At 72.6% G+C, this 21,307-nt stretch carries 16 protein-coding genes; 4 read left to right on the top strand and 12 right to left on the bottom strand.

The features are described from left to right. Nucleotides 1–22 precede the first annotated feature (22 nt). The gene (locus tag AB0C15_RS00305) at nt 23–691 is read right to left on the bottom strand and encodes a maleylpyruvate isomerase N-terminal domain-containing protein (RefSeq protein ID WP_357347075.1); all 669 of its coding nucleotides are present in this window, start codon (nt 689–691) and stop codon (nt 23–25) included. Between the two features lie 8 nt (nt 692–699). After that, the gene (locus AB0C15_RS00300; protein WP_357347073.1) at nt 700–1,587 is read right to left on the bottom strand and encodes a phosphatase PAP2 family protein; all 888 of its coding nucleotides are present in this window, start codon (nt 1,585–1,587) and stop codon (nt 700–702) included. 257 nt (nt 1,588–1,844) lie between these two features. On the opposite strand from AB0C15_RS00300, the gene AB0C15_RS00295 reads away from it, so the two are divergent. Next, nucleotides 1,845–2,462, top strand: a complete 618-nt coding sequence (locus tag AB0C15_RS00295) for a DUF3159 domain-containing protein (protein WP_357347874.1) — start codon at nt 1,845–1,847, stop codon at nt 2,460–2,462. Nucleotides 2,463–2,776: 314 nt separating this feature from the next. On the opposite strand, the gene AB0C15_RS00290 is transcribed toward AB0C15_RS00295, so the two are convergent. After that, entirely contained in the window at nt 2,777–5,683 is a 2,907-nt protein-coding gene (locus AB0C15_RS00290; protein WP_357347071.1) for a glycoside hydrolase family 48 protein, read from the bottom strand. An 841-nt stretch (nt 5,684–6,524) separates the two neighbouring features. Here AB0C15_RS00290 and AB0C15_RS00285 point away from each other — a divergent pair. Further along, nucleotides 6,525–7,868, top strand: coding sequence for a GH1 family beta-glucosidase (locus AB0C15_RS00285; RefSeq protein WP_357347069.1), 1,344 nt, complete (start codon nt 6,525–6,527; stop codon nt 7,866–7,868). Nucleotides 7,869–7,948: 80 nt separating this feature from the next. On the opposite strand, the gene AB0C15_RS00280 is transcribed toward AB0C15_RS00285, so the two are convergent. The 3 genes from AB0C15_RS00280 to AB0C15_RS00270 all read right to left on the bottom strand — a co-directional run bounded on the left by AB0C15_RS00280 (nt 7,949) and on the right by AB0C15_RS00270 (nt 12,417). After that, the gene (locus AB0C15_RS00280; RefSeq protein ID WP_196925059.1) at nt 7,949–8,362 is read right to left on the bottom strand and encodes a roadblock/LC7 domain-containing protein; all 414 of its coding nucleotides are present in this window, start codon (nt 8,360–8,362) and stop codon (nt 7,949–7,951) included. A gap of 5 nt (nt 8,363–8,367) precedes the next feature. Further along, a complete protein-coding gene (locus AB0C15_RS00275) occupies nt 8,368–10,905 on the bottom strand; it encodes a nitrate- and nitrite sensing domain-containing protein (RefSeq protein ID WP_357347067.1) in 2,538 nt (845 codons plus the stop codon). 99 nt (nt 10,906–11,004) lie between these two features. After that, nucleotides 11,005–12,417 carry an FGGY family carbohydrate kinase gene (locus AB0C15_RS00270; RefSeq protein WP_357347065.1) on the bottom strand — a complete coding sequence of 471 codons (1,413 nt, stop codon included), beginning with the start codon at nt 12,415–12,417 and terminating at the stop codon, nt 11,005–11,007. Between the two features lie 204 nt (nt 12,418–12,621). Between AB0C15_RS00270 and AB0C15_RS00265 the strand changes: the two genes are divergently transcribed. Then, entirely contained in the window at nt 12,622–14,544 is a 1,923-nt protein-coding gene (locus AB0C15_RS00265; RefSeq protein ID WP_357347063.1) for an anthranilate synthase family protein, read from the top strand. Nucleotides 14,545–14,648: 104 nt separating this feature from the next. On the opposite strand, the gene wrbA is transcribed toward AB0C15_RS00265, so the two are convergent. The 5 genes from wrbA to AB0C15_RS00240 form a co-directional block, all read right to left on the bottom strand. Continuing rightward, nucleotides 14,649–15,266, bottom strand: coding sequence for an NAD(P)H:quinone oxidoreductase (gene wrbA, locus AB0C15_RS00260; RefSeq protein ID WP_355008396.1), 618 nt, complete (start codon nt 15,264–15,266; stop codon nt 14,649–14,651). Between the two features lie 273 nt (nt 15,267–15,539). Then, a complete protein-coding gene (locus AB0C15_RS00255; protein WP_357347060.1) occupies nt 15,540–15,908 on the bottom strand; it encodes a DUF3037 domain-containing protein in 369 nt (122 codons plus the stop codon). Beyond that, entirely contained in the window at nt 15,905–16,663 is a 759-nt protein-coding gene (locus AB0C15_RS00250) for a HipA family kinase (protein ID WP_357347058.1), read from the bottom strand. Before AB0C15_RS00250 ends, AB0C15_RS00255 begins: the two co-directional genes overlap by 4 nt. Nucleotides 16,664–16,696: 33 nt before the next feature. Beyond that, nucleotides 16,697–17,287 (bottom strand): TetR/AcrR family transcriptional regulator, encoded by a 591-nt coding sequence (locus AB0C15_RS00245; RefSeq protein ID WP_357347056.1) that lies wholly within the window; start codon nt 17,285–17,287, stop codon nt 16,697–16,699. 172 nt (nt 17,288–17,459) lie between these two features. Further along, entirely contained in the window at nt 17,460–17,852 is a 393-nt protein-coding gene (locus AB0C15_RS00240; protein WP_357347054.1) for a hypothetical protein, read from the bottom strand. Nucleotides 17,853–17,988: 136 nt separating this feature from the next. Here AB0C15_RS00240 and AB0C15_RS00235 point away from each other — a divergent pair, with 136 nt between their 5' ends. Continuing rightward, nucleotides 17,989–19,128 carry a winged helix DNA-binding domain-containing protein gene (locus tag AB0C15_RS00235; protein ID WP_357347052.1) on the top strand — a complete coding sequence of 380 codons (1,140 nt, stop codon included), beginning with the start codon at nt 17,989–17,991 and terminating at the stop codon, nt 19,126–19,128. A gap of 13 nt (nt 19,129–19,141) precedes the next feature. Here AB0C15_RS00235 and malQ read toward each other — a convergent pair whose 3' ends face one another. Continuing rightward, nucleotides 19,142–21,205, bottom strand: a complete 2,064-nt coding sequence (gene malQ, locus AB0C15_RS00230; RefSeq protein ID WP_357347050.1) for a 4-alpha-glucanotransferase — start codon at nt 21,203–21,205, stop codon at nt 19,142–19,144. Between the last annotated feature and the right edge of the window lie 102 nt (nt 21,206–21,307).

The following is a 21,307-nucleotide window of genomic DNA, read 5'->3' as shown; positions in this document are numbered from 1 at the left end:
CTGCGGCCGACGGCGCGCGGGGTCAGCGACCGAAGGAGAGCCACCGGAAGCCGGCGGCGTCGATCACGGCCCGCTCCGGGGCGGTCAACGCCACCCGGCGGGTGACCTTGCGGATCAGGGCCGGCCGGTCCCAGCCCAACCCCGCCGGAGTCGGCCGCCCGTCGGTGAGCAGGTCGCCGATGACCGCCGCCGCCGATGTGGTGAGCCACGCGGGCCGGCCCAGCGCGGCGGCCAGATCCAACCCGTGCGCACCCACCTCGACGACCCGGGTGCGCAGGAACTCGCCGACGAGCATCGCGTCGCCGTGCCGCGTTCGCACCACCCGGTCCGGCGGCGCGGCGGCGACCGCCGCCTCGGTGGCCCGCCAGGCCCGGTCGAACTCGGTCGCCAGCGCCGCCCGGCCCACCCGCAGCGCCTCCCGCTGTCCACCGGCGATCCGGTCGGCGTCGACCTCGGCGGTGAACTTCGCGACGCCGAAGTACCCGGCGGCGTCCACCTCGGCGCGGGGCGGGGCCGGCGCGGCGAGCATGTCGGCCAGCCGGCCGACCCCGGTGCGGACGTGCGCGACCAGGTCCCGAACGGTCCACGGAGGGCAGTCGGTGGGCCGGCCGAGATCATCGTCGGTCAGCTCGGACAGCACCCCGCCGAACCGTCCGCACTCGGCCGCGAACGCCGCCCGAACCGGCTCCACCCGGCGGCTCAGCCCTTGACCCGGGGCACCAGCCGGTGCACGACGGTGAGCGCCAACGCCATCACCACGGCCATCGCGCCGGCGATCCCGGCGGCGCTGCCCGCGTACCCGACGAACAGCGGCCGGCGGGCCAACTCCTCCGGCCCGGTGTCGCGCAGGTCGAGCAGCCAGGCCAGGGAGAACCCGCAGGCGACCAGGGCGAGCACACCGCCGAGCCCGAGCACCAGCGCCGCGACCCGGTGCGCGTCACCCGGGGCGATCTCGGCCTGCTCCCGCTGGGTGATCAACAGGAGCAGCCCGGCCAACGCCGCCCACACACCCACCACGAGGTACGCGGCGACCGCGTCGCTGGGCCGGTGCCAGCCGGCGGAGAGGGTGGCCACCCCGGCGGCCGCGGCGTAGCCGGCACCGATGAAGGCACCGGCGGCCCGCACCTTGCGCGGCAGCACGAGCATCAACGCGACCGCCACCGAGGCGGCCACCGTGGCGTGCCCGCTGGGCAGGCTGTTGCCCACCGCGGCGCGTTCCGGGTCGACACCGTAGTCGGGCCGGTTCAGCCCGTACTTGAGCAGTTGGGTCGTGACGTTCGCGCCGGCGATCAGCAGGGTCGCCGTGATCGCCAGGGCGATCCGCCCCCGGATCAGGGCGATGAACCCGATCGTCGCGGTCGCGGCCAGCAGTGAGACCACCGACATCGCGTTGAGGATCCGGTCGACCGGACCGTCGATGGTGTCCTGCCCGATCCGGTTGCCGGTGAGGGCGACCGTGTCCACCCACTGACCGACCTCGGAGTGCACGGCCACCCGCCACACGGCGAGGAAGGCAGCCGCCTGGACGAGGGCCAGTACGACCAACCAGACCGCGGTCCAACCCCGTGCCGTCGCGCGCATCCGCACACCGTAGCGGCAGGTGTCGGCGCTCCGATCGGTGGCCTGCCGCCAATCGCCGGTTAGGTTGTGCCGGAGGCGAGGAGGCGGTGGTGAGCGGAGCACCGGAGCGCGACAGCGACCCGACCGAGCCCGGTCCGCAGCGACGGGTGGGTGACGGCCGGGGGCCGGCGGAGCCGGCGCGCACCAGCGCCGACACCGGTCCGACAGGGCCGGCGCGGGCCGGTGCCGACACCGGTCCGGCAGAGCCGGCGCGGGCCGAGTCGTTGACGGATCTGCTGGGCGGGCGGCGCGGTGCCGTCGACGCCACCCTGCCGCCGCTGGCCTTCGCGGCGGGCTGGCTGCTGGGCGGCGAGTCGCTGTGGGGCGGGGTCGGCGCGGCGTTGGCCGTGGGCGCGGTGGTGGCCGGCGTACGGCTGCGCCGCGGTGACCGGCCGCGCTCGGTGCTGATCGGGCTGCTCGCCGTCTGCGTCGCGGCGTTGATCGCGGTGCGCACCGGCCGGGCCGAGAACTTCTTTCTGATCCAGGTGTTGTCCAACGCAGCGAGCGCTCTGGCGTGGACGGTCAGCATCGTGGTGCGCTGGCCGCTGCTGGGTGTGCTGGTGGGCGCGGTGCTGGGCCAGCGTGCCCGGTGGCGGCGCGATCCGGCGCTGCTGCGCGGCTACGGCCGGGCCAGTTGGGTGTGGACGGCGACCTACCTGCTGCGGCTGGCCGTGTTCGTGCCGCTCTACCTGGGTGGGCAGGTGCTCGCGCTGGTGGTGGCCCGGGTGGCGCTGACCTGGCCGCTGGTCGCCGCGGCGTTGGCGCTGAGCTGGGTGGTGCTGCGGCGTTCGCTGCCGGCCGGGCACCCGGGGCTGCGTCACCCGGTCACGCGGCCCCGCTGACTGGATCGGGCGCGGCCGGACTCGGGGCAAATAAGTGGAGAGGCCGCCACGGGGGGAGCGGCCTCTCCGGTGACGTACGTTACTCCGTCACAGTCCTCGGTGTGATCCCGCGACGGCCTGAATTTCTGGGCTTTTTCGCGGCTAGCTTCAGTCCGGGCGGTGGGGTGGGCCGACCGATCCGCTGCGTCGGCCAGATGGCCGGCCCACCCCGGCCTGACCGTGGGTGTCAGGCCGTCCGCCGGCCCCGGTCCGTCGTTCCCCGGACCGGGCCGGATCCCGGGGTGGGCGGTCCACGCCACCCACCCCGGGTCGTCTCAGCCGTTCGGGAACAGGCTGCCGTAGTCGGCGTACGCCATGGCGACGTCAGCCTGTGCCCAGAACCGGTGGTAGTTGAACTCGGGCTCCGGACCACCGTTCAGGTACGCCTGCACCTTGGGCCAGTCCGGGTCGTTCTTGTAGAAGGACCGGATGTCGAGGAAGCTCTTGCCGGCGGCGATGGCGTCACCGTTCGGCATCTTCCCGGTCCAGCCCGGCGGGACGTAGAGGCCCTGCCCGGTGGACGCGTTGTAGACGTCGTCGAAGCGCCGGTAGTCGCCACGCTTCTCGGTGGTGGAGACACCCTTGGCGTCGCTGGCGGCCGACAGCGCGTCGAGCAGACCCTTGGCGGTGGTCTTCGCCGCCGTGCTGCCCGACTTGGCCGCGTACGCGATCAGGATCCGGGCGTAGGCGGCGGCGACACCGACGTCCTGGCCCTTGCTGATCACCTCGACGTGCAGGCCGGTGTTGGGCTGCGGGTTGGTCGGGTTCCAGGTGGTCGGCTGACCGGTCCACGCCATGTCCGACGGGATCGACCAGGTGGTGCCGAGCGTGGTGTTGGCGATCGCCCACGGCACCCACTTGTCCAGCAGCGCCTTGGCCTTCGCGTTGCCGGTCTGCAGGTACAGCTCGGCGATGCGCTGCATCGACCAGGCCTGCATGCCGAACCACTGGTTCGACGGCGGGTCGTTGTAGACCGGGTCGACGTCGTAGAACATGCCGTAGAAGGTGCTGGTGCCCGACGGCGGCTGGGCGTAGCTGCCGTCCCAGCTGTTGGTGGCACCGCCGGCGATGCCGCCCTCGGCGGACTGCAGCCAGGTGTAGAACTCGAGCTGGCGCTCGAAGCTCTTGGTCCAGTCGCTTGCGGCGGTCGGCGACTTCGGCGCCAGCTCCGGGGTGTTGGTCAGCGCCCAGGCCGCGAACGGGTTCTGGTAGCCGAAGTGGTTGTGGCTGGAGCCGATCCGCCAGGACCAGTTCTGGCTGGTGTCGTACGCGCCGCCCCAGGCGTAGTACCAGGACAGCAGGTAGTGCGCTGAGTCCCGGCCGCTGCCGGCGGGGCAGGTGCTCGCCCCGACGCAGTTGCCGATCTTCTTGAAGTACTTGTCGAACATCGCGTACCGCAGGTAGTCGCCCATCTTGGCGGCCTTGGCGATGGTCGCCGCGACGTCGGCCTGCTTGTTCTGCGCCTTGGCCCAGGTCAGCGCCCAGTACGCGGCCTGCACGGCGCGGGCGTCGGCGTCCGGGGCGTTTGTGTACTTCCACTGCTTGGCGGGGGCGCCGGTGTCCTTGACGAACAGGTCGAGGTAGCCGTACTGGCCGCCGTGCTTGAAGGTGTCGCAGGAGGGCTGCGGGATGGTCTCCCACACCGACTCCTGGGTGCCCCGCTGGAAGGTGTTGATGTAGGCGGGCTTGGTGGTGCCGTCACCGCAGCGGCCGAACCCGTAGGTGTTGTCGACGTCCATCAGCCAGTGCATGCCGTAGATGTCGCCGGTGCCGTAGGTGGACTGCAGCTCCGAGCGGAGCGGGTCCTGCCCGACCGAGATGTTCGGGTTCAGGGCCGAGGGGTACTGGCTGGGCAGGTTGTACTCCGCGGCGTACTGCGGGGTGCCCGCCGAGCCGGAGGTCGGCTGGTCGGCGTGCGTCGGGATGATGTACTTCTCCATCACCGTCCAGGCGTTGTTGAACGGGGCCCAGTTCTGGGTGACCCGCCCGTAGTTCGCCTCCAGCCAGAGCCAGAAGCTGAACGCCTCGGAGGTGGTCTCGTGACCGTGGTCGGGTGCTTCCACGATCAGCGTCTCCACCGAGTGGTACGGCACGCCCTCGGGGCTGAAGTAGCCCGAGTTCTTGATCTTGCCGTACTGCTCGAGGAACTTCGCGATGTAGGTGTTGTCGCCGCCCGGGGTGTCGTTGTCGATCTCGGTGGCGGTGACCGCAAGCGAGGCGAGACCCGTGGCGGCGGCGGTGATGGTGGCGGCACCACCGAGGGTGTCGGTGTCCTCCGCCGCGGCGACCGTGACGGTGACCCCGGTGTTCCAGTTGCTCGGGGTCAGCGTGGCGCTGGTCGGCGAGACGGTGATGTCCGCGTCGCCGGTGCGGGTGAGGGTGACCGGCACGCTTGCCGTCGGTGCGGAGCTGAGCTTCAGGTTGAAGGTGGAGGTGCCACCCTCACTCACGCTCACCGCGGACGGCGTGGCGACCAGGGTCGGACCGCTGGCGGCGCCGACGGTGAACGCCTTCTCGTCGACCCCGATGCCGTTGCCGTTGTCGTACGCCTTGGCCTGCACGGTGTAACTGCCGGCCGGCAGGTCCTCCTGGGTGTAGGCGTACGGCGCGCTGGTGTCGGTGTTGATCAGCAGGCCGTTGCGGTAGAACTCGACCTTGCTGATCGTCCCGTCCGGGTCACTCGCGGTCGCGGTCAGCGGCACGTCGGCCGGCGCGGTGAACGGCCCGCTCGGCAGGCCCAGCGAGACCGTCGGCGGCTGGTTGGCCGGGGTGCCGTTGCAGGGCGTGCCGTTCAGGGTGAACGCGGTGGGCTTCGGGTTGCTCCCGGTGTGGGCGCCGTTGAAGCCGATGGTGGTGGATCCCCCGGTGCCGATGTTGCCGTTGTACGACTCGTTGGTCGCGGTGACCTCGCTGCCGGACTGGCTGAACCGGGCCGACCAGCCCTGGGTGACGCGCTGCCCGCTGGTCGGGAAGGTCCACTTGAGCGTCCAGTTGGTGATCGGGTCGCCCAGGTTCTTGATGGTGACGTTGGCGGTGAAGCCGGTGTTCCAGTCGTTGGTCGCGTAGACCACGTCGCAGGCGGGCGCGGCCTGTGCGGCACCGGCGGGCAGGGTCACCCCGCCGACGGCGAGCACGGCGGCGGCGACTATCGCCACTCGACGGCGTCGTGCCAGTTGTCTCATGTGCGCGGTGTCTCCTCGGGCCAGGCCGGGATGGTCCCGGCGAAGGCGCCTGCCCGCGAGGGTGGTGGTCCGCGGGGATGTCGAGGCGCCGGGAAGGTGGTCTTCCCCCGGGCCCGGCCGGGGTACGGCGGTGCAGCCCGCACGGGAGGGGTCCCGCCGGCTGATCGGGTGACCGTGACCGGAGCTGGTGCTGCCGGCTGCCCTCGGTGGACCCGCACTCACGCGGTGTGGCTCGTGCCGCGTCGAATCGACAGTGTGCCATGGAAGCGCTCCCACAACAAGCGCGCGGAGCGCCGGATCAGCTCCTTGTTTCGATCTCGTTTTGGGGCTTTCACAAAGGCGTGACGGGCGTTACAGTCGCAACATCGGTCGATGGGAGCGCTTCCATCGACAAGGTTCCAACAAGAAGATCGCTGGGATCGTCTCTGACGAGCCCGGGGAACCAGACCGAGGGCCGACGACGGGCCAGCCCGGACGCCGTCGTCAGCCATCGTCCCGCCACATGGAGGGAGGTGGAACCAGAGCCACTCGCGTGGCCCGGCTCCCGCGCGACACGCACGGCAGGACCCAAATCTCGCCCGTGTGTGTGCAGTTACGGTGGGGACGGGGGTTGCCCTCCCCCGTCCCCACACTAAACCCCCGTACACGATAGGAAAAGAGGCCGACGGGACAGGCGCACCGCGCCGCCCGGACGGCCTCGTTCGCTGCTCGGGGCCACACCCGCCTCTCACCCGCCAACGCCTGCCGCTCTGACGGCCGGCTGACCGGCTGGCAGCGCCTGCCCTATCATGGGAGCGCTCCCGAATCTTCGGCGGTGGTCCCGTATCCATGAGGAGAATCCATGTCGATACCTACTGGGCCCGCCGGCCCGCTGCGCTTCCCGGACACCTTCGGCTGGGGCGCGGCCACCTCCGCCTACCAGATCGAGGGTGCCACCAAGGAGGACGGGCGCGGCGAATCGGTCTGGGACACCTTCAGCCGCGTTCCGGGGCGCACCCGCAACGGCGACACCGGCGACGTGGCCATCGACCACTACCACCGCTACGCCGAGGACCTCGACCTCATGCGTGACCTCGGGTTGCGCAGCTACCGCTTCTCGATCTCCTGGCCCCGGATCCAGCCCGACGGCACCGGCACGCCCAACCAACGTGGCCTCGACTTCTACCGCCGCCTCCTCGACGGTCTGCACGAGCGCGGGATCACCCCGATGGCCACCCTGTTCCACTGGGACCTGCCCCAGGCGCTGCAGGACGCCGGCGGCTGGGAGTCACGCGACACCGCCCAGCGCTTCGCCGACTACGCCGACGTGGTCTTCCGCGCCCTCGGCGACCGGGTGCCGGCCTGGCTCACCATCAACGAGCCCAAGACCGTCGTGCAGAACGGTTACCTCACCGGCCACCACGCCCCCGGCCGACGGGACCCGGACGCCGCCTACCTGGTCGCCCACCACCTGCAACTCGCCCACGGGCTCGCCGTCGGCGCGCTGCGGGCCACCGGCAGCGACAGCCGCATCGGCCCCGCGCTCAACCTGCACCCGTGCTACCCCGCCGACGACTCCCCGCAGGCCGCCGCGGCCGCCCACCTCTACGACGGCTACGAGAACCGCCTCTACCTCGACTCCGTGCTGCGGGGCAGCTACCCGGAGGACCTGCTCGCCGACCTCGGCCCGCACAGCCGGATGGCCCAGGGCATCCGCGACGGCGACTTGAAGATCATCTCCGCGCCGATCGACCTGCTGGCCGTGCAGTACTACACCCCGATCTACGTCACCGCCGACGGCGGCACCGCACACCGCTGGGCGACCTCCGAGGCCGAATGGCAGCAGATCTACCCCGAGGGGATGTACGACCTCCTGACCCGGGTCACCCGCGACTACGGCCCGATCCCGCTCACCATCACCGAGAACGGGCTGCCCACACCGGACACCCTGGGCACCGACGACACCGTCCAGGACAACGGCCGCATCACCTTCCTGCGCGACCACCTCACCGCCGCGCACCGGGCCATCGCCGACGGGGTGCCGCTGGAGAGCTTCCACGTCTGGTCACTGCTTGACAACTTCGAGTGGGACCAGGGCTACGACCAGCGCTGGGGCCTCGTCTACGTCGACTACGCCACCCAGCGGCGGGTGCTCAAGAACTCCGCCGTCTGGTACCGGTCCGTCATCGCCGACGGCGGCTTCTGACCGCGCCGCCACCCGGACGCCCGGGCCCGGACGGCTCGGCTCGGGTGAGCCGGTGACCGTCCGGGCCTCGGCCGGCGCACTCAGCGGGGCAGCGCCTGCTGCAACTCCGCCCGCAGGGCCGGGGTGAGCATCTCCCCCGCCTGCTTCGCCAACCTGGCCATCTCGTAGCCCACCACGCCGATGTCCGCGTCACCGGCGGCCAACGTGGCCAGAATCGACCCGTCGCGGATCTGCATCACCAGGAAGTAGCCGCGGCCCATCTCGACCACCGTCTGCTTGACGACATCGCCGTCGAACATCGAGGCCGCGCCAGCGGTGATACTCATCAGCCCGGAGGTCACCGCGGCGAGCTTGTCCGCGTTGTCACGGGGCAGGTGGTCGGAGATCGCCACCAGCAGCCCGTCGGAGGAGACCACCACCGCGTGCGCCACACCCGGCACCCGCTCCGCGAACGCGCTCACCAGCCAGCTCAGGTCACGCGCCTCCTGGCTCAACGTCGTCACTGTCGTCGTCCCCCTTCGTCGTGCCCCCCGGACGGTGGCACGGGTATCTCGGTGGTGTCCTCAGCCTCGGCGCGCCGTACCCCGCTGTAGAGCCGCGAGAGCATGCCGCCGACCGCCTCCGGGTCCGGGTCGGTGCGGGTTGGTGCCGTCATCGGTTGTGCCGAACGGGTGACCGCGCTCAACTGCGCCATGGGCACCCGCACCGGCAACCCCCGCTCATTGGTGCCGGCCGTCACCGGGATGCTCGGCGGCGCCGCCGGTGCGGGCACCACCGGCGCGGCCGGGCCCTGCCGCGAATACCAGCCCCCGCCGGCACCACGAGCGGCGGGCGGGTTCAACACGTCCTCGGCGCGCACCGGCACCGGGCGGCCCTGACGCGGCACACCGACGCCCGGCGGCCGGCCGGCCACCGGCAGGTCCCGCACCAGTCCGGCCGGCAACGGGGCAGCGGACTGCCGCAGCGCACCGGACGGCGACGCCACCCCGCGCGCCGCAGTGGCCGCCAGCATCCGCGCCGACGGGGGCGCGTCCAGCTCCACGGTGCCCGCCGGCGCCAGCAACTCCGCCGGCAGGGAGAGCCGGGCGACCAGACCGTCCTCGCCGCCGGCCAACCACACCCGTACGCCCAACCGGGCCGCCAGGTGGCTGACCACGAAGAGACCCATCCGCTCCACCGCCGCGACGTCCGCGGCCGGCGGACTGGCAAGCACCTCGTTCGCCTGCACCAGAGCCGCCGGGCTCATGCCCAGACCACGGTCGACGATCTCGATCAGCGGGGCCTCCGCCTCGACCCGGGCGGTCACCACCACCACGGTGTCCGGGCGGGAGAAGGCAGTGGCGTTCTCCAGCAGCTCGGCGAGCAGGTGCACCAACTCACCCACGGCGTGCCCGACCACGTACACGTCGGCCACCGACTCGTTGCGGACCCGCTGGTACTGCTCGATCTCGGCCGCGGCTGCCAGCAGCACCGCACCGAGGCCGACCGGCCGGTTCCACCGTCGGGTGGAGTCGGTGCCGGCGAGCACCAGCAGACTCTCGTCGTTACGACGCATCCGGGCGGCCAGGTGGTCGAGCTTGAACAGGTTCTCAAGCTGGTCCGGGTCGCTCTCCTCGCGCTCCAGGTCGTCGAGCAACTCCAACTGGCGCTCCACCAGCACCTGGCTGCGGCGGGCCAGGTTGACGAACATCGCGTTGACGTTGCGCCGCATCAGCGCCTGCTCGACGGCGACCGTGACCGCGCTGCGGTGCACCGCCACGAACGCCTCGGCCAACTCGCCGATCTCGTCGAGCGAGCGGACCACCGCCGGCGCGACCTCGATCCGGGGTACACCACCGGTCACGGTCTTCAGGCGGTCCAGCGCGTCCGGCAACTCGACCTGGGCGATGCGCAGCGCCTGACTGCGCAGCCGCCGCATCGACCGGGCCACCGACCGCCCGATCAGCAACGAGATCAGCAGCGCGGCCAGCAGGACGGTGGCGACCCCACCGACGACCAGCAGCGTCGTCCGCAGCTGATCATCGCTGGCCTCCTCGGCCTGCCGCACGGCGTCGTCGAGCACGCCCGCCTCAAGCTGGCGCAGCAACTCCTGACGCTGCTGGCTGGCCGACCACCACTGCTCCGACGGCAGCACCTGGGGCGACGCGCCACCAGAGGACAGGCTGCGCTCCTCCAACCCGGTGGCGACCAGGAACATCGGCGACACCGAGGTCTCGTCGTAGCGTTGGATCTGCGCGCTCGTCGCGGCCACCCGGAACGCGCCGAGCGCGGTCAGCTGCTGACCGCGCAGGTCGGCGAGGACCACCCGGTCCTCGGTGCCGTACCCGCCGGCACGGGAGGCGGCGTAGAGCTGGGCCCCCACCCGCGAGGAGAGCTCCTTGACCCGGGCCAACTGGACGTAGCGCAGCACCGCGTCGTTCAACGCCGGCTGGTTCTGGCCCGGCTTCGGCTCGGCGAGCAGATCCAGCAACGACCCGACGGCCCGGTTGTAGTTGCCCAGGATGGTCTCGTTGCTGAGCACCGCCGGCGGAATCGCCGAGCGGATGTCGACCACCTGGTCGTACGTCTCCAACGCCTCGGAGAAGGCGACCCGCCAGGACGCGTCCGCGTCCGCCAACGGCTCGGCGGCCCGACTGAGGTCCACGATGGCCCTGTCCGTGGCCGCCTGCAACGGCTTCAGGTCGTTCGCGGTGGTCTGCCGGTCACCACCCTTACGCAGCTCGGCCAACTCCCCCGCCGAGCGGTCCCGCTCCTGCTGGAGCTGGTGCACCGCCGCGGTGATCTGCCGGCCGATGCCGACCTGACTGGAGAAGTCGTTCAACGCCGTCGTCCGCCCCACCAGGGTGCTGGTCTGCACTCCGGCGAGCAGGAGGAACGCCATCGACGGCACCACGAGCACGGTGGCGAGCTTCGTGCTCATCCGCCAGTCGCGCAGCCGGAACGGCGACCGCCGTCGATGCGGAACAACTCGGACATCGAAGCGACGCCGGCGATGGTTCGACACCGCGCCGTTCGCCGGGTCGGGACCTGCCGCCACCCTGCCTCCTCCGTCCTACCGCGTCCACCGCGGTCGGGGGAGCGCAGTCCATCCAACCAGGCTCGGTACCGCTGTCAACGGCCCGGGCGAGGCTGGGGTTCAGGAAGGATACTGCGGGTGCGAACGTCCTGCCGTGGTCGGTAAAACAAGCTCGTCCGTCCGGCCGATGCCGGCGAGCTCGATCGCGTCACCGAAGCGCCCCAACGCCACCAACGCGGCCCCGGTGGCGCCGATTTCCGGGTTGCGCTGATGCGACACCGGCCGCGGTGCGAGCACGGTGGCGAACGCCTGCCGCCACCACACCGACGCGGCCACCGCCCCACCGCCGAGCACCACACCGACCGGTTTGTCGATGGTGGACTCCAGCACCCTGAGATCGTCGGCCACCAGGTCACACAGCCCCTGCATCAGCCCGGCCAGGATGTCGACCGCGGTGGTGCCGAAGCTGAGACCGCGCAGCTCACCGCTGCCCGCCGGCACCAGCCCGGGCGCCCGGTCGCCGCCGAAGCGGGGGTCCGCCGGTCGGCCACCGCCCGCCGGCACCAGCGCCAACGCCGCGTCCAGCTCGGCGCCCCGGGGCAACCGCAGCTCCCGGTTCGCCCAGGCGAACAGGTTGCCCCCGTTGGCGTACGCGGCCCCGGTCACCACGTGGTCGTGGTCGACCCGGTAACGCCACAACCGCTCGGGCAGACGGGGCATCGGCTCGCCCGCCGGGATCCGCTGCATCAGCCGTACCGCCGCGGAGGTGCCCACGGTGACCGCGGCCCGGCTCGGGTCGACGCAGCCCGAGCCGACGTTCGACGCCCCACCGTCACCGACCGGCGGGGACCACCGGGCCTGCGCCAACTGCGGCCACCGACGAGCCAGGTCGACCCGCAGCCGCCCGTGCCCGTGCAGCTCACCGAGGGTCGGCAGCTCCTCCGCCCGCACCTCGGCAAGCGCCAGCGCCTCCTCGTCCCACCGCAGCGTGCGCAGGTCCAACAGGCCGGTCCCGGACGCCTGGGAGATCGACATCGGCGCGGTGTCGAGCAACTCGCCAAGCACGTACTCGGGCAGACCCACGAACCTGGCGATCGGCGTGCCGGACTGCTCCCGCAACCACGGCAACCGCATGGACCAGTACGAACGGTGCCACCAGCAGCCGGTGCGCTGGTGGAAGCTGTCCGGGTCGGCCGGCCCGGCGGTGCCCCCGACCGGGGCGGGCCGGGTGTCCAGCCAGGTGACCACCGGGCCCAGCGGGGCGCCGGCACGGTCCAGGGGAAGCACCGAGTGCCACTGGGCGGAGACCGCCACCAAGCCGACGTCGTGCAGGTGCCCCGCCTCGGCCAGCTCGTCCAGGCACTCGACCAGGCTCGCCAGGTAGTCCCGACCCGACAGCGTGCCGCTGCCGTCGTCGCCCATGGCCAGGTCGACCTTGCGACGGGCCAGGGCGCCGGGCAGCGGCTGGGCGTCCGCGTCCAGCACCAGCCCGCGTACCGAGGAGGTGCCCAGGTCGAGCGCGAGAATGTTCATCGCCGGTCAAGTTACCCCGTGTCAGGCGGGCGACGGGCGCGTAGGGTGGATCACATGCTCGCGCACCTGACCAGTTGGTGGCCCGCCGACCCGGCGGCCATCTCCCGCGCGTAGCTCCACCCACGCGGCCGCCATCGAGGCGGTCGCCGGATCTCCCGGTCGCAGGGCCGCCCGACGGCGGCACCGACCCCGACGGAGACTCCGATGACCCACCTGACCGACCTGCTCGCCGCCGTCGCCGACGGCGTCGACCCCGGCCCCTTCGCGCTGCTGCGCCGCGACGGCGCCGACGACCTGGACCTGTTCACCGGCCCGGTCGACACCGTCGAGGCGCTCACCGACCTTCCGCTGCCGTCCGGCCCGCCCGGGGCACGGACACTGGCCGTGGTGCCGTACCGGCAGATCACCGAACGCGGCTTCGCGTGCGTCGACGACGGCGCCCCGCTGGAGTTCCTCCAGGTCCGCGAGCACCAGCGGATCCCACTCTCCGACGTTCTCGCCGCGCTGCCCGACGAGCCGGTGCACACCGTCGACGTCGGCTTCGACGTCAGCGACGAGGAGTACGCGCGGACCGTGCAGCGGGTGCTGTCCGAGGAGATCGGCCGCGGCGAGGGCGCGAACTTCGTCATCCACCGCTCCCTGCACGCCCGCGTGCAGGGCTCACCGCTGGGGGCCGCGCTGGCCGCGCTGCGCCGGCTGCTCGTCGCCGAGCGCGGCGCGTACTGGACGTTCGTGGTGCACACCGGCACCCGCACGCTTGTCGGTGCCAGCCCGGAGCGGCACGTCAGCGTCGACGACGGGCTGGTGCTGATGAACCCGATCAGCGGCACCTTCCGCTGCCCCGGCGGCGTCGCCGACCGGGCGGACCTGCTGCGCTTCCTCGCCGACCCGAAGGAGATCGAAGAGCTGTACATGGTGCTCGACGAGGAGCTGAAGATGATGGCCACCGTCGCCGAGCACGGCGGCCAGGTGATCGGGCCGTACCTCAAGGAGATGTCGCACCTGGCGCACACCGAGTACCTGCTCGCCGGGCGGGGCACCCGTGACGCCCGGGAGGTGCTGCGCGAGACGATGTTCGCCCCCACCGTGACGGGCAGCCCGATCGAGAACGCCTGCCGGGTGATCGCCCGCCACGAGCGCCGGGGCCGGGGCTACTACGGGGGCGTCCTGGCGCTGCTCGGCCACGACCAGGCCGGCCGGCAGACGCTCGACGCCCCGATCCTGATCCGCACCGCCGAGATCTCCCCCACCGGCCGGCTGCGGGTGCCGGTCGGCGCGACCCTGGTCCGGCACTCGACGACGGCCGGCGAGGTGGCCGAGACGCACGCCAAGGCCGCCGGTGTGCTGGCCGCGCTCGGCCTCGCGCCCGCGGCGTCCGTCGGCGACCGCGGGCCGGTCGCACCGCTTACCGACGACCCGGCGGTACGCGACGCGCTTGCCGCGCGCAACGCCCCGCTGGCCCGGTTCTGGCTCGACCAGCGCTCACCTGACGCACCCGGACTCCCCGGGCTGGTCGGCCGCCGGGCACTGATCGTGGACGCCGAGGACACCTTCACCGGCATGCTCGCCCACCAACTGAGCGCGTTGGGTCTCGCGGTGACGACCCGGCCGTGGCACGCGAGCGGCCCGGTCGACGACTACGACCTGGTGGTGGCCGGCCCGGGGCCGGGCGACCCCCGGCACGTGGACGAGCCGAAGATGGCGGCACTGCGCGAGCTGCTGACCGGGCTGCTGGCGACCGGGCGTCCCACCCTCGCGGTCTGCCTCGGCCATCAGGTGCTGGCCGGGCTGCTCGGGCTGACCCTGCGCCGTCGGGAGGCGCCCTACCAGGGGTTGCAACGGGAGGTCGCATTGTTCGGCAGGACCCGCCGGGTCGGGTTCTACTCCACGTTCACCGCCCGCGCCGACACCGACCGGCTGGCCACCGCGTACGGGCCGGTGGAGCTGGCCCGGGACCCGGACGACGGCGCCGTGCACGCCCTGCGTGGGCGCGGCTTCGCCGGGGTGCAGTTCCACGCCGAGTCGGTGCTGAGCCCGGACGGCCTCGCCGTGCTCAGCGAGCTGGTGACCGACCTGCTGCCCGCCAACCGCCAGGATGCGCTGACCACCACAGGCGGAGGCGCATAGTCGCCCCGGCCCGGGGGTAGGGCTGGATGGACCGGTGGTGTGGACGGGCCGAGAGCCCCCGCCCGCGCCACCGGTCGCCCTCGTCCGCTCAGTCGCCCCGCCGGTCAGCCGGCCAGGCCCGCCTTCAGCGCGGTCCCCAGCAGCACCGCACGACGGGCGGTGAGCGCGCAGGCCCCGAGCGCCACCGCGTCCGGGGGGATCTCCCCGTTGTTACTGGTGTGCGAGGCGCCGTACGGGTTGCCGGCGATGAACTGGCTGCTGTCGGTGTAACCGGGGGCGACCACGACTCCACCCCAGTGGTAGAAGACGTTGAAGAGTGAGGTCAGGGTCGTCTCCTGCCCGCCGTGCACCGTCCCCGACGAGGTGAACCCGGCGTAGACCTTGTTGACGAGCGTGCCTTGGCTCCAGAGCGGGCCGGTGGTGTCGATGAACTGCTTGAGCTGCGCGGCGATCATGCCGAACCGGGTCGGCGCGCCGAAGATCGCCACGTCGGCCCAGGACAGGTCGTCGATCATCGCTTCGGGCACGTCCTGGGTCTCCAGGCTGTGGGCGTGCCAACCGGCGTTCGATCTGATCGCCTCGTCCGGCGCCAACTCGCGCACCTTGCGCAGCCGCACCTCGGCACCCGCCTCTCCGGCGGCCTCGCACGCGGCCTGCGCCATCTGGTACGTGGTGCCGGTGGCGCTGTAGTAGATCACCGCTACCTTGGTCTGGGCAGCCATCAGAGTGTCCCCTTCTCGTCTCGGGTCAGCTCCCGCGACTACCCGCTGCCGACGCGGTCTAACGACAGCGCGCGCCACTGCCGTGTGTCGGTCCGCCGTCTCAATTTTTCCGCAACTTCCCGGTCGTTCCGGCCCGACGACGGGCGCGGACGGCGATCCTGATGCCATCGGTGCCGGTGGGATCGAGCCGCCGCCCCGCACCGGGCACCTGAACGGGGGATCGCGCTCCGCCGGCAACGACGCTGGCGTAGCGCGATCAGGGGAAAGGCCGCGTCAGCGGACCAGAGTCTCCATCAGCCGGTCCAGCTCGGCCGCCGGGTCACCGGTGAGACCGGTGTGCACCGGCCCGGTCTGGATCATCGTGCTGCGCGGTGCGGCCAGCCAGTGGAACCGCTCACCGAGGCGCATCCGGGTCGCCGGCCCGTCGCCGGAGCAGGTCCGGTCCCAGGAGTCGAGCACCGCTGCCACCGCCGGCAGGTCGACGTCGGGTGCCAGGGCGCGAACCCGGTCGGCGTCCAGGTGCGTCCGCGCGGCCAGGAAGTCGCGCTGCTGGCAGTAGAGCAACACCCCGACGTTGATCTGCTCGCCGCGCTCGATGCGGGGCACGAGCCGGATCACCGCGTACTCGAAGGGTTGTCTCATGCCCCGCTCCCCTGCGGCAGCCAGTCGGCCGGGCGGGCGACCCGGGCCGTCAGGTGCCTGAGGTACGCGGCCCGCGCCTCGTCGGCGGACTCGAAGTCGGCGGCTGTCAGCCACTCGTCCGGCACCATGGCCAGCACCTCGGTGAGCAGGTCCGCGGTGACCCGTGGGGCCAGGTCGCTGTCGGCCTCGGCGAGCCGGTCGGCGTACGGGGCGAGCACGTGGTCCTCGGCCCGGTAGGCGCGGTGCACGGCGGCCTCGGCGCGCGGCCAGTTGTGGTGGAAGTAGAGCGAGGCGCCGTGGTCGATGAGCCACAGCTCCCGGTGCCATACCAGCAGGTTCGGGTTGCGCCAGCTCCGGTCGACGTTCTCCACGTACGCGTCGAACCACAGCACCCGAGAGGCCAGCGCCGGGTCGACGGGGTGCGCGACCGGGTCGAAGCCCAGCGCTCCGGGCAGGAAGTCCATCCCGAGGTTCGCGCCGCCGCTGTTGCGCAGCAACTCCTGCACCTCCTGGTCGGGCTCGGCCCGCCCGATGACCGGGTCGATGTCGAGGACCACGAGCGGTGGCACCCGCAATCCCAACCGGCGCGCCAGCTCACCGCAGATCACCTCGGCGATCAGCGCCTTGGGGCCCTGCCCGGCGCCCCGGAACTTCGCCACGTAGGTGCCGAGGTCGTCGGCCTCCACCACGCCCGGCAGCGACCCGCCTTCACGCAGCGGGGTGACGTAGCGGATCGCGGTGACCTGGCGAAGCACGTGGCCCACCCTACTGTGATCTCCGAGGCCGGGTCAGCGTGGTCGCTGGAGACCACGCAGGAGCAGGTCGACGAGCCGGCGGGGGTCGTATCGCGGGTCGTTGTCGCGGCCGATGCAGAGGTTGCCGATGCCGCGCATCAGCTCGTAGGGGCCGGTGCCGGGGGTGATCTCGCCCGAGTCGACGGCGGCGTCGAGCAGTTGCCCGCAGACCGGCACGAGGCGGTCGACGAAGAAGGTGTGCAGCGCGTCGAAGCCGCTGGCGTCCGACTGCAGCGCGTTGGCCAGCCCGTGCTTGGTCACCAGGAAGTCGGTGAACTGGTCGACCCACTGGCGGAGGGCGGCCAGGGGTGAGGCGGCGTTCGCCAGCAGGGTCGGGCCGGCCTCGGCGCAGGCCTCCACCTGATGACGGTAGACGGCGACGACGAGGTCCGCCCGGGTCGGGAAGTGCCGGTAGATCGTTCCGATGCCGACCCCGGCGCGGGCCGCGATCTCCCGGATCGGCGCCTCGACACCTGAGGTGACGAACACCGCGGCGGCGGCCGCGAGGAGTGTCTGCTGGTTGCGCAGCGCGTCGGCCCGTCTGCCGCGGGCCGGTACCTCCGGGGACTGGCTCGTCGCCGCCACTGACTCTCCTTCACGGGGCGCTCCTACGGTCGACGCTCCTCGTGTTAGTGGAACGGCGATCCGCTTCGACTGTAGCGCAGGCAGGGTCGCCTGCCCGGCACCAGTCGCACCGGCACGCCCACGTCCGGGCGGGGGCCAGCGACACACCTGGCCCCCGCTCACCGCGTCAATGTCAGTCGATCTTGTCCCGTAGCTTGTCGACCTGGGTCTGCAGGCGGTCCACCGCGTTCTCGTTGTTGACGAACGTGGTGATCCCCGCAGCCAGACCGAGCCCGATCAGCACGGCCAGGATGCTGAGCACCAGGCCGCCGATCGACACGCCACGACCGGTGACCCCGGGTCGGCTCGCCATCTTCAGGCCGACGATGCCCAGGATGATCCCGATGATGCCGAGCACCAACCCCAGCCAGGCGAGGATCGCCGTCAACACACTGAACAGACCGGCCACCCCGAACACCAGGGCGAAGGTCGCCGCAGCGCTCGTCTTGGCGCGGGCGTCCCCCCGATGGGTACGGGACCCGGCCGTCACGCCGGCGCCCCGGGCCGGCTCGCTTGCCGCAGTCATGAGGCTCCCCTCCGTACGCGCGGCGCGCGTACTTCCGCCGCCGCTTTCCCCCGACCACCGCCGTTACGCCTCCCACCAGCGGGAGTGTCGGTGGACGACCTTAGGCTGACCGCCCGGCCACGATGAGGAGCGCCCGATGCCTGTCGACCACAGCGCCGCCGCCGCGCTCACGCTGCGGATGACAAGCCTCCTGCTGCGCCCACACCCGGGCACCCGACCCGACACCGTCGCCGACGTGGTCGAGTGGTTCGGTGCGATGCAGGCACAGGACCTGGCCAGCGGGCTGTGGTCGCTGGGTGCCCGGCTGCCCGGTCACGGCATCGCCGACGTGCAGGCGGCGTTGGAACGACGCGAGGCGCTGCGCACCTGGCCGATGCGGGGCACCGTGCACCTCGTCCCACCCGCTGACGCCCGCTGGATGCTGGAGCTGACCGGCGTACGCTCGCTTGCCGGCGTGGCGACCCGGCGGGCGCAGCTCGGGCTCACCGAGACCGACGCGGACCGGGCGGTGGACGTCCTCGGCACCGCGCTGGCCGGCGGCGGTCGACTCACCCGCGCCCAGTGCCTGGCCGCCCTGCGGGCAGCCGGCCTCGGCACCGACGGCCAGCGCGGCTACCACCTGCTGTGGTTTGCCAGCGTGCGCGGCGTGACCTGCGTGGCGCCGAACGTCGGCACCGAGCAGACCTTCGCCCTGCTCGACGAGTGGGCGCCCCGGTCGCACCGGCTGGAGCGGGACGAGGCACTGGCCGTGCTGGCCCACCGCTACGTCCGCGGCCACGGGCCCGTCACCGACCGCGAGTTCGCCGGGTGGAGCGGCCTCACGCTGACCGACGCCCGCCGCGGCCTGGTCGCCGCCGGCGAAGCGCTGAGCACCGTACGCGTCGACGGCACCCCGATGTACGTCGACGCGGCGCTGGCCGACGCGGCCCTGAGCGACGCGGCCCTTACCGATGCGCCACGGGCCGCACCGGACGACGTGCTGGCGCTGCCCGGCTTCGACGAGTATCTGCTCGGCTACCGGGACCGCACGTTGATGCTCGACCCCGCCCACCAGGCCGCCGTGGTGCCGGGCAACAACGGCATCTTCCAGGCCACAGTGGTCCGCGCCGGCCGGGTGGTGGGCGTGTGGAAACGCAAGATCGGCCGCACCGCCGTCACCGTGACCATCCAGCCGCTCACCACGCTCGACACCGCCGCGCGCGCCCGGGTGGAGCAGGCGCTCGGGCGCTACGCCGACTTCCTCGGGCTGCCGGCCCGCTACGACTGGCAGACCTGACTGCCCGCCGGCGTCACTGCTTCGGCGCTGCCGGGTCGTTCGGTCGGGGGCGGGCGGCGCTGAGCAGGTCCACGATGCGGGCCACCCGGGGGTCCGCACGGATCTGCGCCACGCTTGCCGGCAGCGGCAACCGCCAGTTCGGATACTCGTGCACCGTGCCCGGCATGTTGGGCTGGCGTACCTCGCCCAGCACGTCGTAGAGGGAGACGCCCAGCAGCCGGGTCGGGCTGGCCGCGAGCGCGGCGTGCATCGCCACCACCACCTCGCCGTCGTCAGCCGTCGCTGCGGTCGCGGTCGCGCCGGGCAGCGTTGGCTCGACATCCGTCCTTTGCTCTGCACCCGCGGAAGCGCCAGTCACGGACGGTAGCTGCGGCATCGGCCCGGGCAGCAGGTTCTCGGCGCGCAACATGCTCACCAGCCGTTCCCGGTCGGCGGCGGCGCGGTCCCGCTCCACCGCCACGTCGGTGCCGAGAAGCTTCAACTCGTCGCGCACCCGCACGTGCTCACCGGTCAGGAAACCCGGCGCGGTGGGAAGGTCATGGGTGGAGATCGTGGCGAGCGCGTTGCGGGGCCACCGCGCCGGTGCCACGAAGTCACCGGCCTCGTCGCGGGCGAACCACAGCACTGTCGAGCCGAGCATGTTGCGCCCCCGCAACCCTCGGGTCACCGCCGGCTGGACCGTACCGAGATCCTCACCGACCACCACCGCGCCGGCCCGGTGCGCCTCCAACGCGAGGATGCCGAGCATCGCCTCGGCGTCGTAGCGCACATAGGTGCCCTCGGCCGCACCCCCGCCCGGCGGCACCCACCACAGTCGCCACAGCCCGGCGACGTGGTCGACCCGCAGGCCACCCGCGTGCCGCAGGACGCGGCGCAGCATGTCCCGGTAGGCGGCGTAACCAGTGGCCGCGAGCCGGTCCGGACGCCACGCGGCGAGCCCCCAGTCCTGGCCGAGCTGGTTGAAGTCGTCCGGCGGCGCGCCGACCCGTACACCCTGGGCCAGCACGTCGGCGAGCTGCCACCCGTCCGCGCCGCCCGGGTCGATGCCCACGGCCAGGTCGTGCACGACACCGACCGGCATCCCCGCCGAGCGGGCCGCCGCCGTGACGGCGTCCAACTGCTCGTCGCAGAGGTGTTGCAACCAGGCGTAGAACGCGACCCGGTCGGCGAGCTGCCGACGCTGCTCGGCGACCGCCGGGCCGTCGGGGTGGTGCAGCTCCGCCGGCCACGCGCGCCAGTCGTTGCCGTGCCGCTCGGCGAGCGCGCACCAGGTGGCGAAGCTGGTCAGCGCCGGGTCCGCGGCAAGATCCACCGGCGAGGCGTACGGGTGCAGCAACTCCAGCGCGTGCCGCTTGGCGGCCCACACCTCGTCGTAGTCGATCAGGGGCCCCCGGTCGGGACGCAACGCGTCGACCACCGCACGGGTCGCCGGGTCCACCGCACCGTACGCGGCGGTGTCGCTGACCCGCAGGTAGAGCGGGTTGACGAAGCGTCGACTGGCCGGCGAGTACGGGGAGGTCGCCACCGGGTGCGCCGGCCCGACCGCGTGCAACGGGTTGAGCAGCACCAGCCCCGCCCCGGTGGCACCGGCCCACCCGGTGAACTCGGCGAGGTCGCCGAGATCGCCCATGCCCCAGGAGTGCTCCGAGGTGAGCGCGTAGAGCTGGAGCATCCACCCCCAGGTGCGCGGAGGCACGGGCAGCCGACGGGGCACCACCACAAGCGTCACCTCGCGGCCGGCGCAGGCCAGCCGGTGCCAACCCAGCGGCAGGTCCGCCGGCAGCTCACCGTCGACCGCGTGGCGACCACCGTCCTCCAGGGTCACCACTCCCGGGCCGGGCAGCGCCCGACCTCGGCCGCGGGTGAGCACGATCGTCTCCGGCAGGGCGTTCCGGTCGACGGCACGGGCGGCGGCGAGCGCGTCGTCGACGGCGGACGGGCTGCTGGCATCCACGCCGAGCAACCCCAGCACACCCACCACGGTCTCCGGTGCCACCTCGACACGCCGGTGCCGCCAGTCCTCGTACCAGGTGGAGACACCGTGCGCAGTGGCCAACGCGGCCAGTCGTCGATTCATGTGCCCCCCGCTCCACGACGAACCCACAACAACCCTGCCACGCAAAGCCCCACCCCGCAGAAAACACCCCCGCCCCGCGCCCCCGCGCCCCCGCGCCCACGC

This window comes from Micromonospora sp. NPDC048835 (assembly GCF_040649995.1).
GTDB lineage: Bacteria > Actinomycetota > Actinomycetes > Mycobacteriales > Micromonosporaceae > Micromonospora.
Note: the sequence above shows the minus strand (reverse complement) of the source record. Positions and strands in the feature narration are given on the sequence as shown.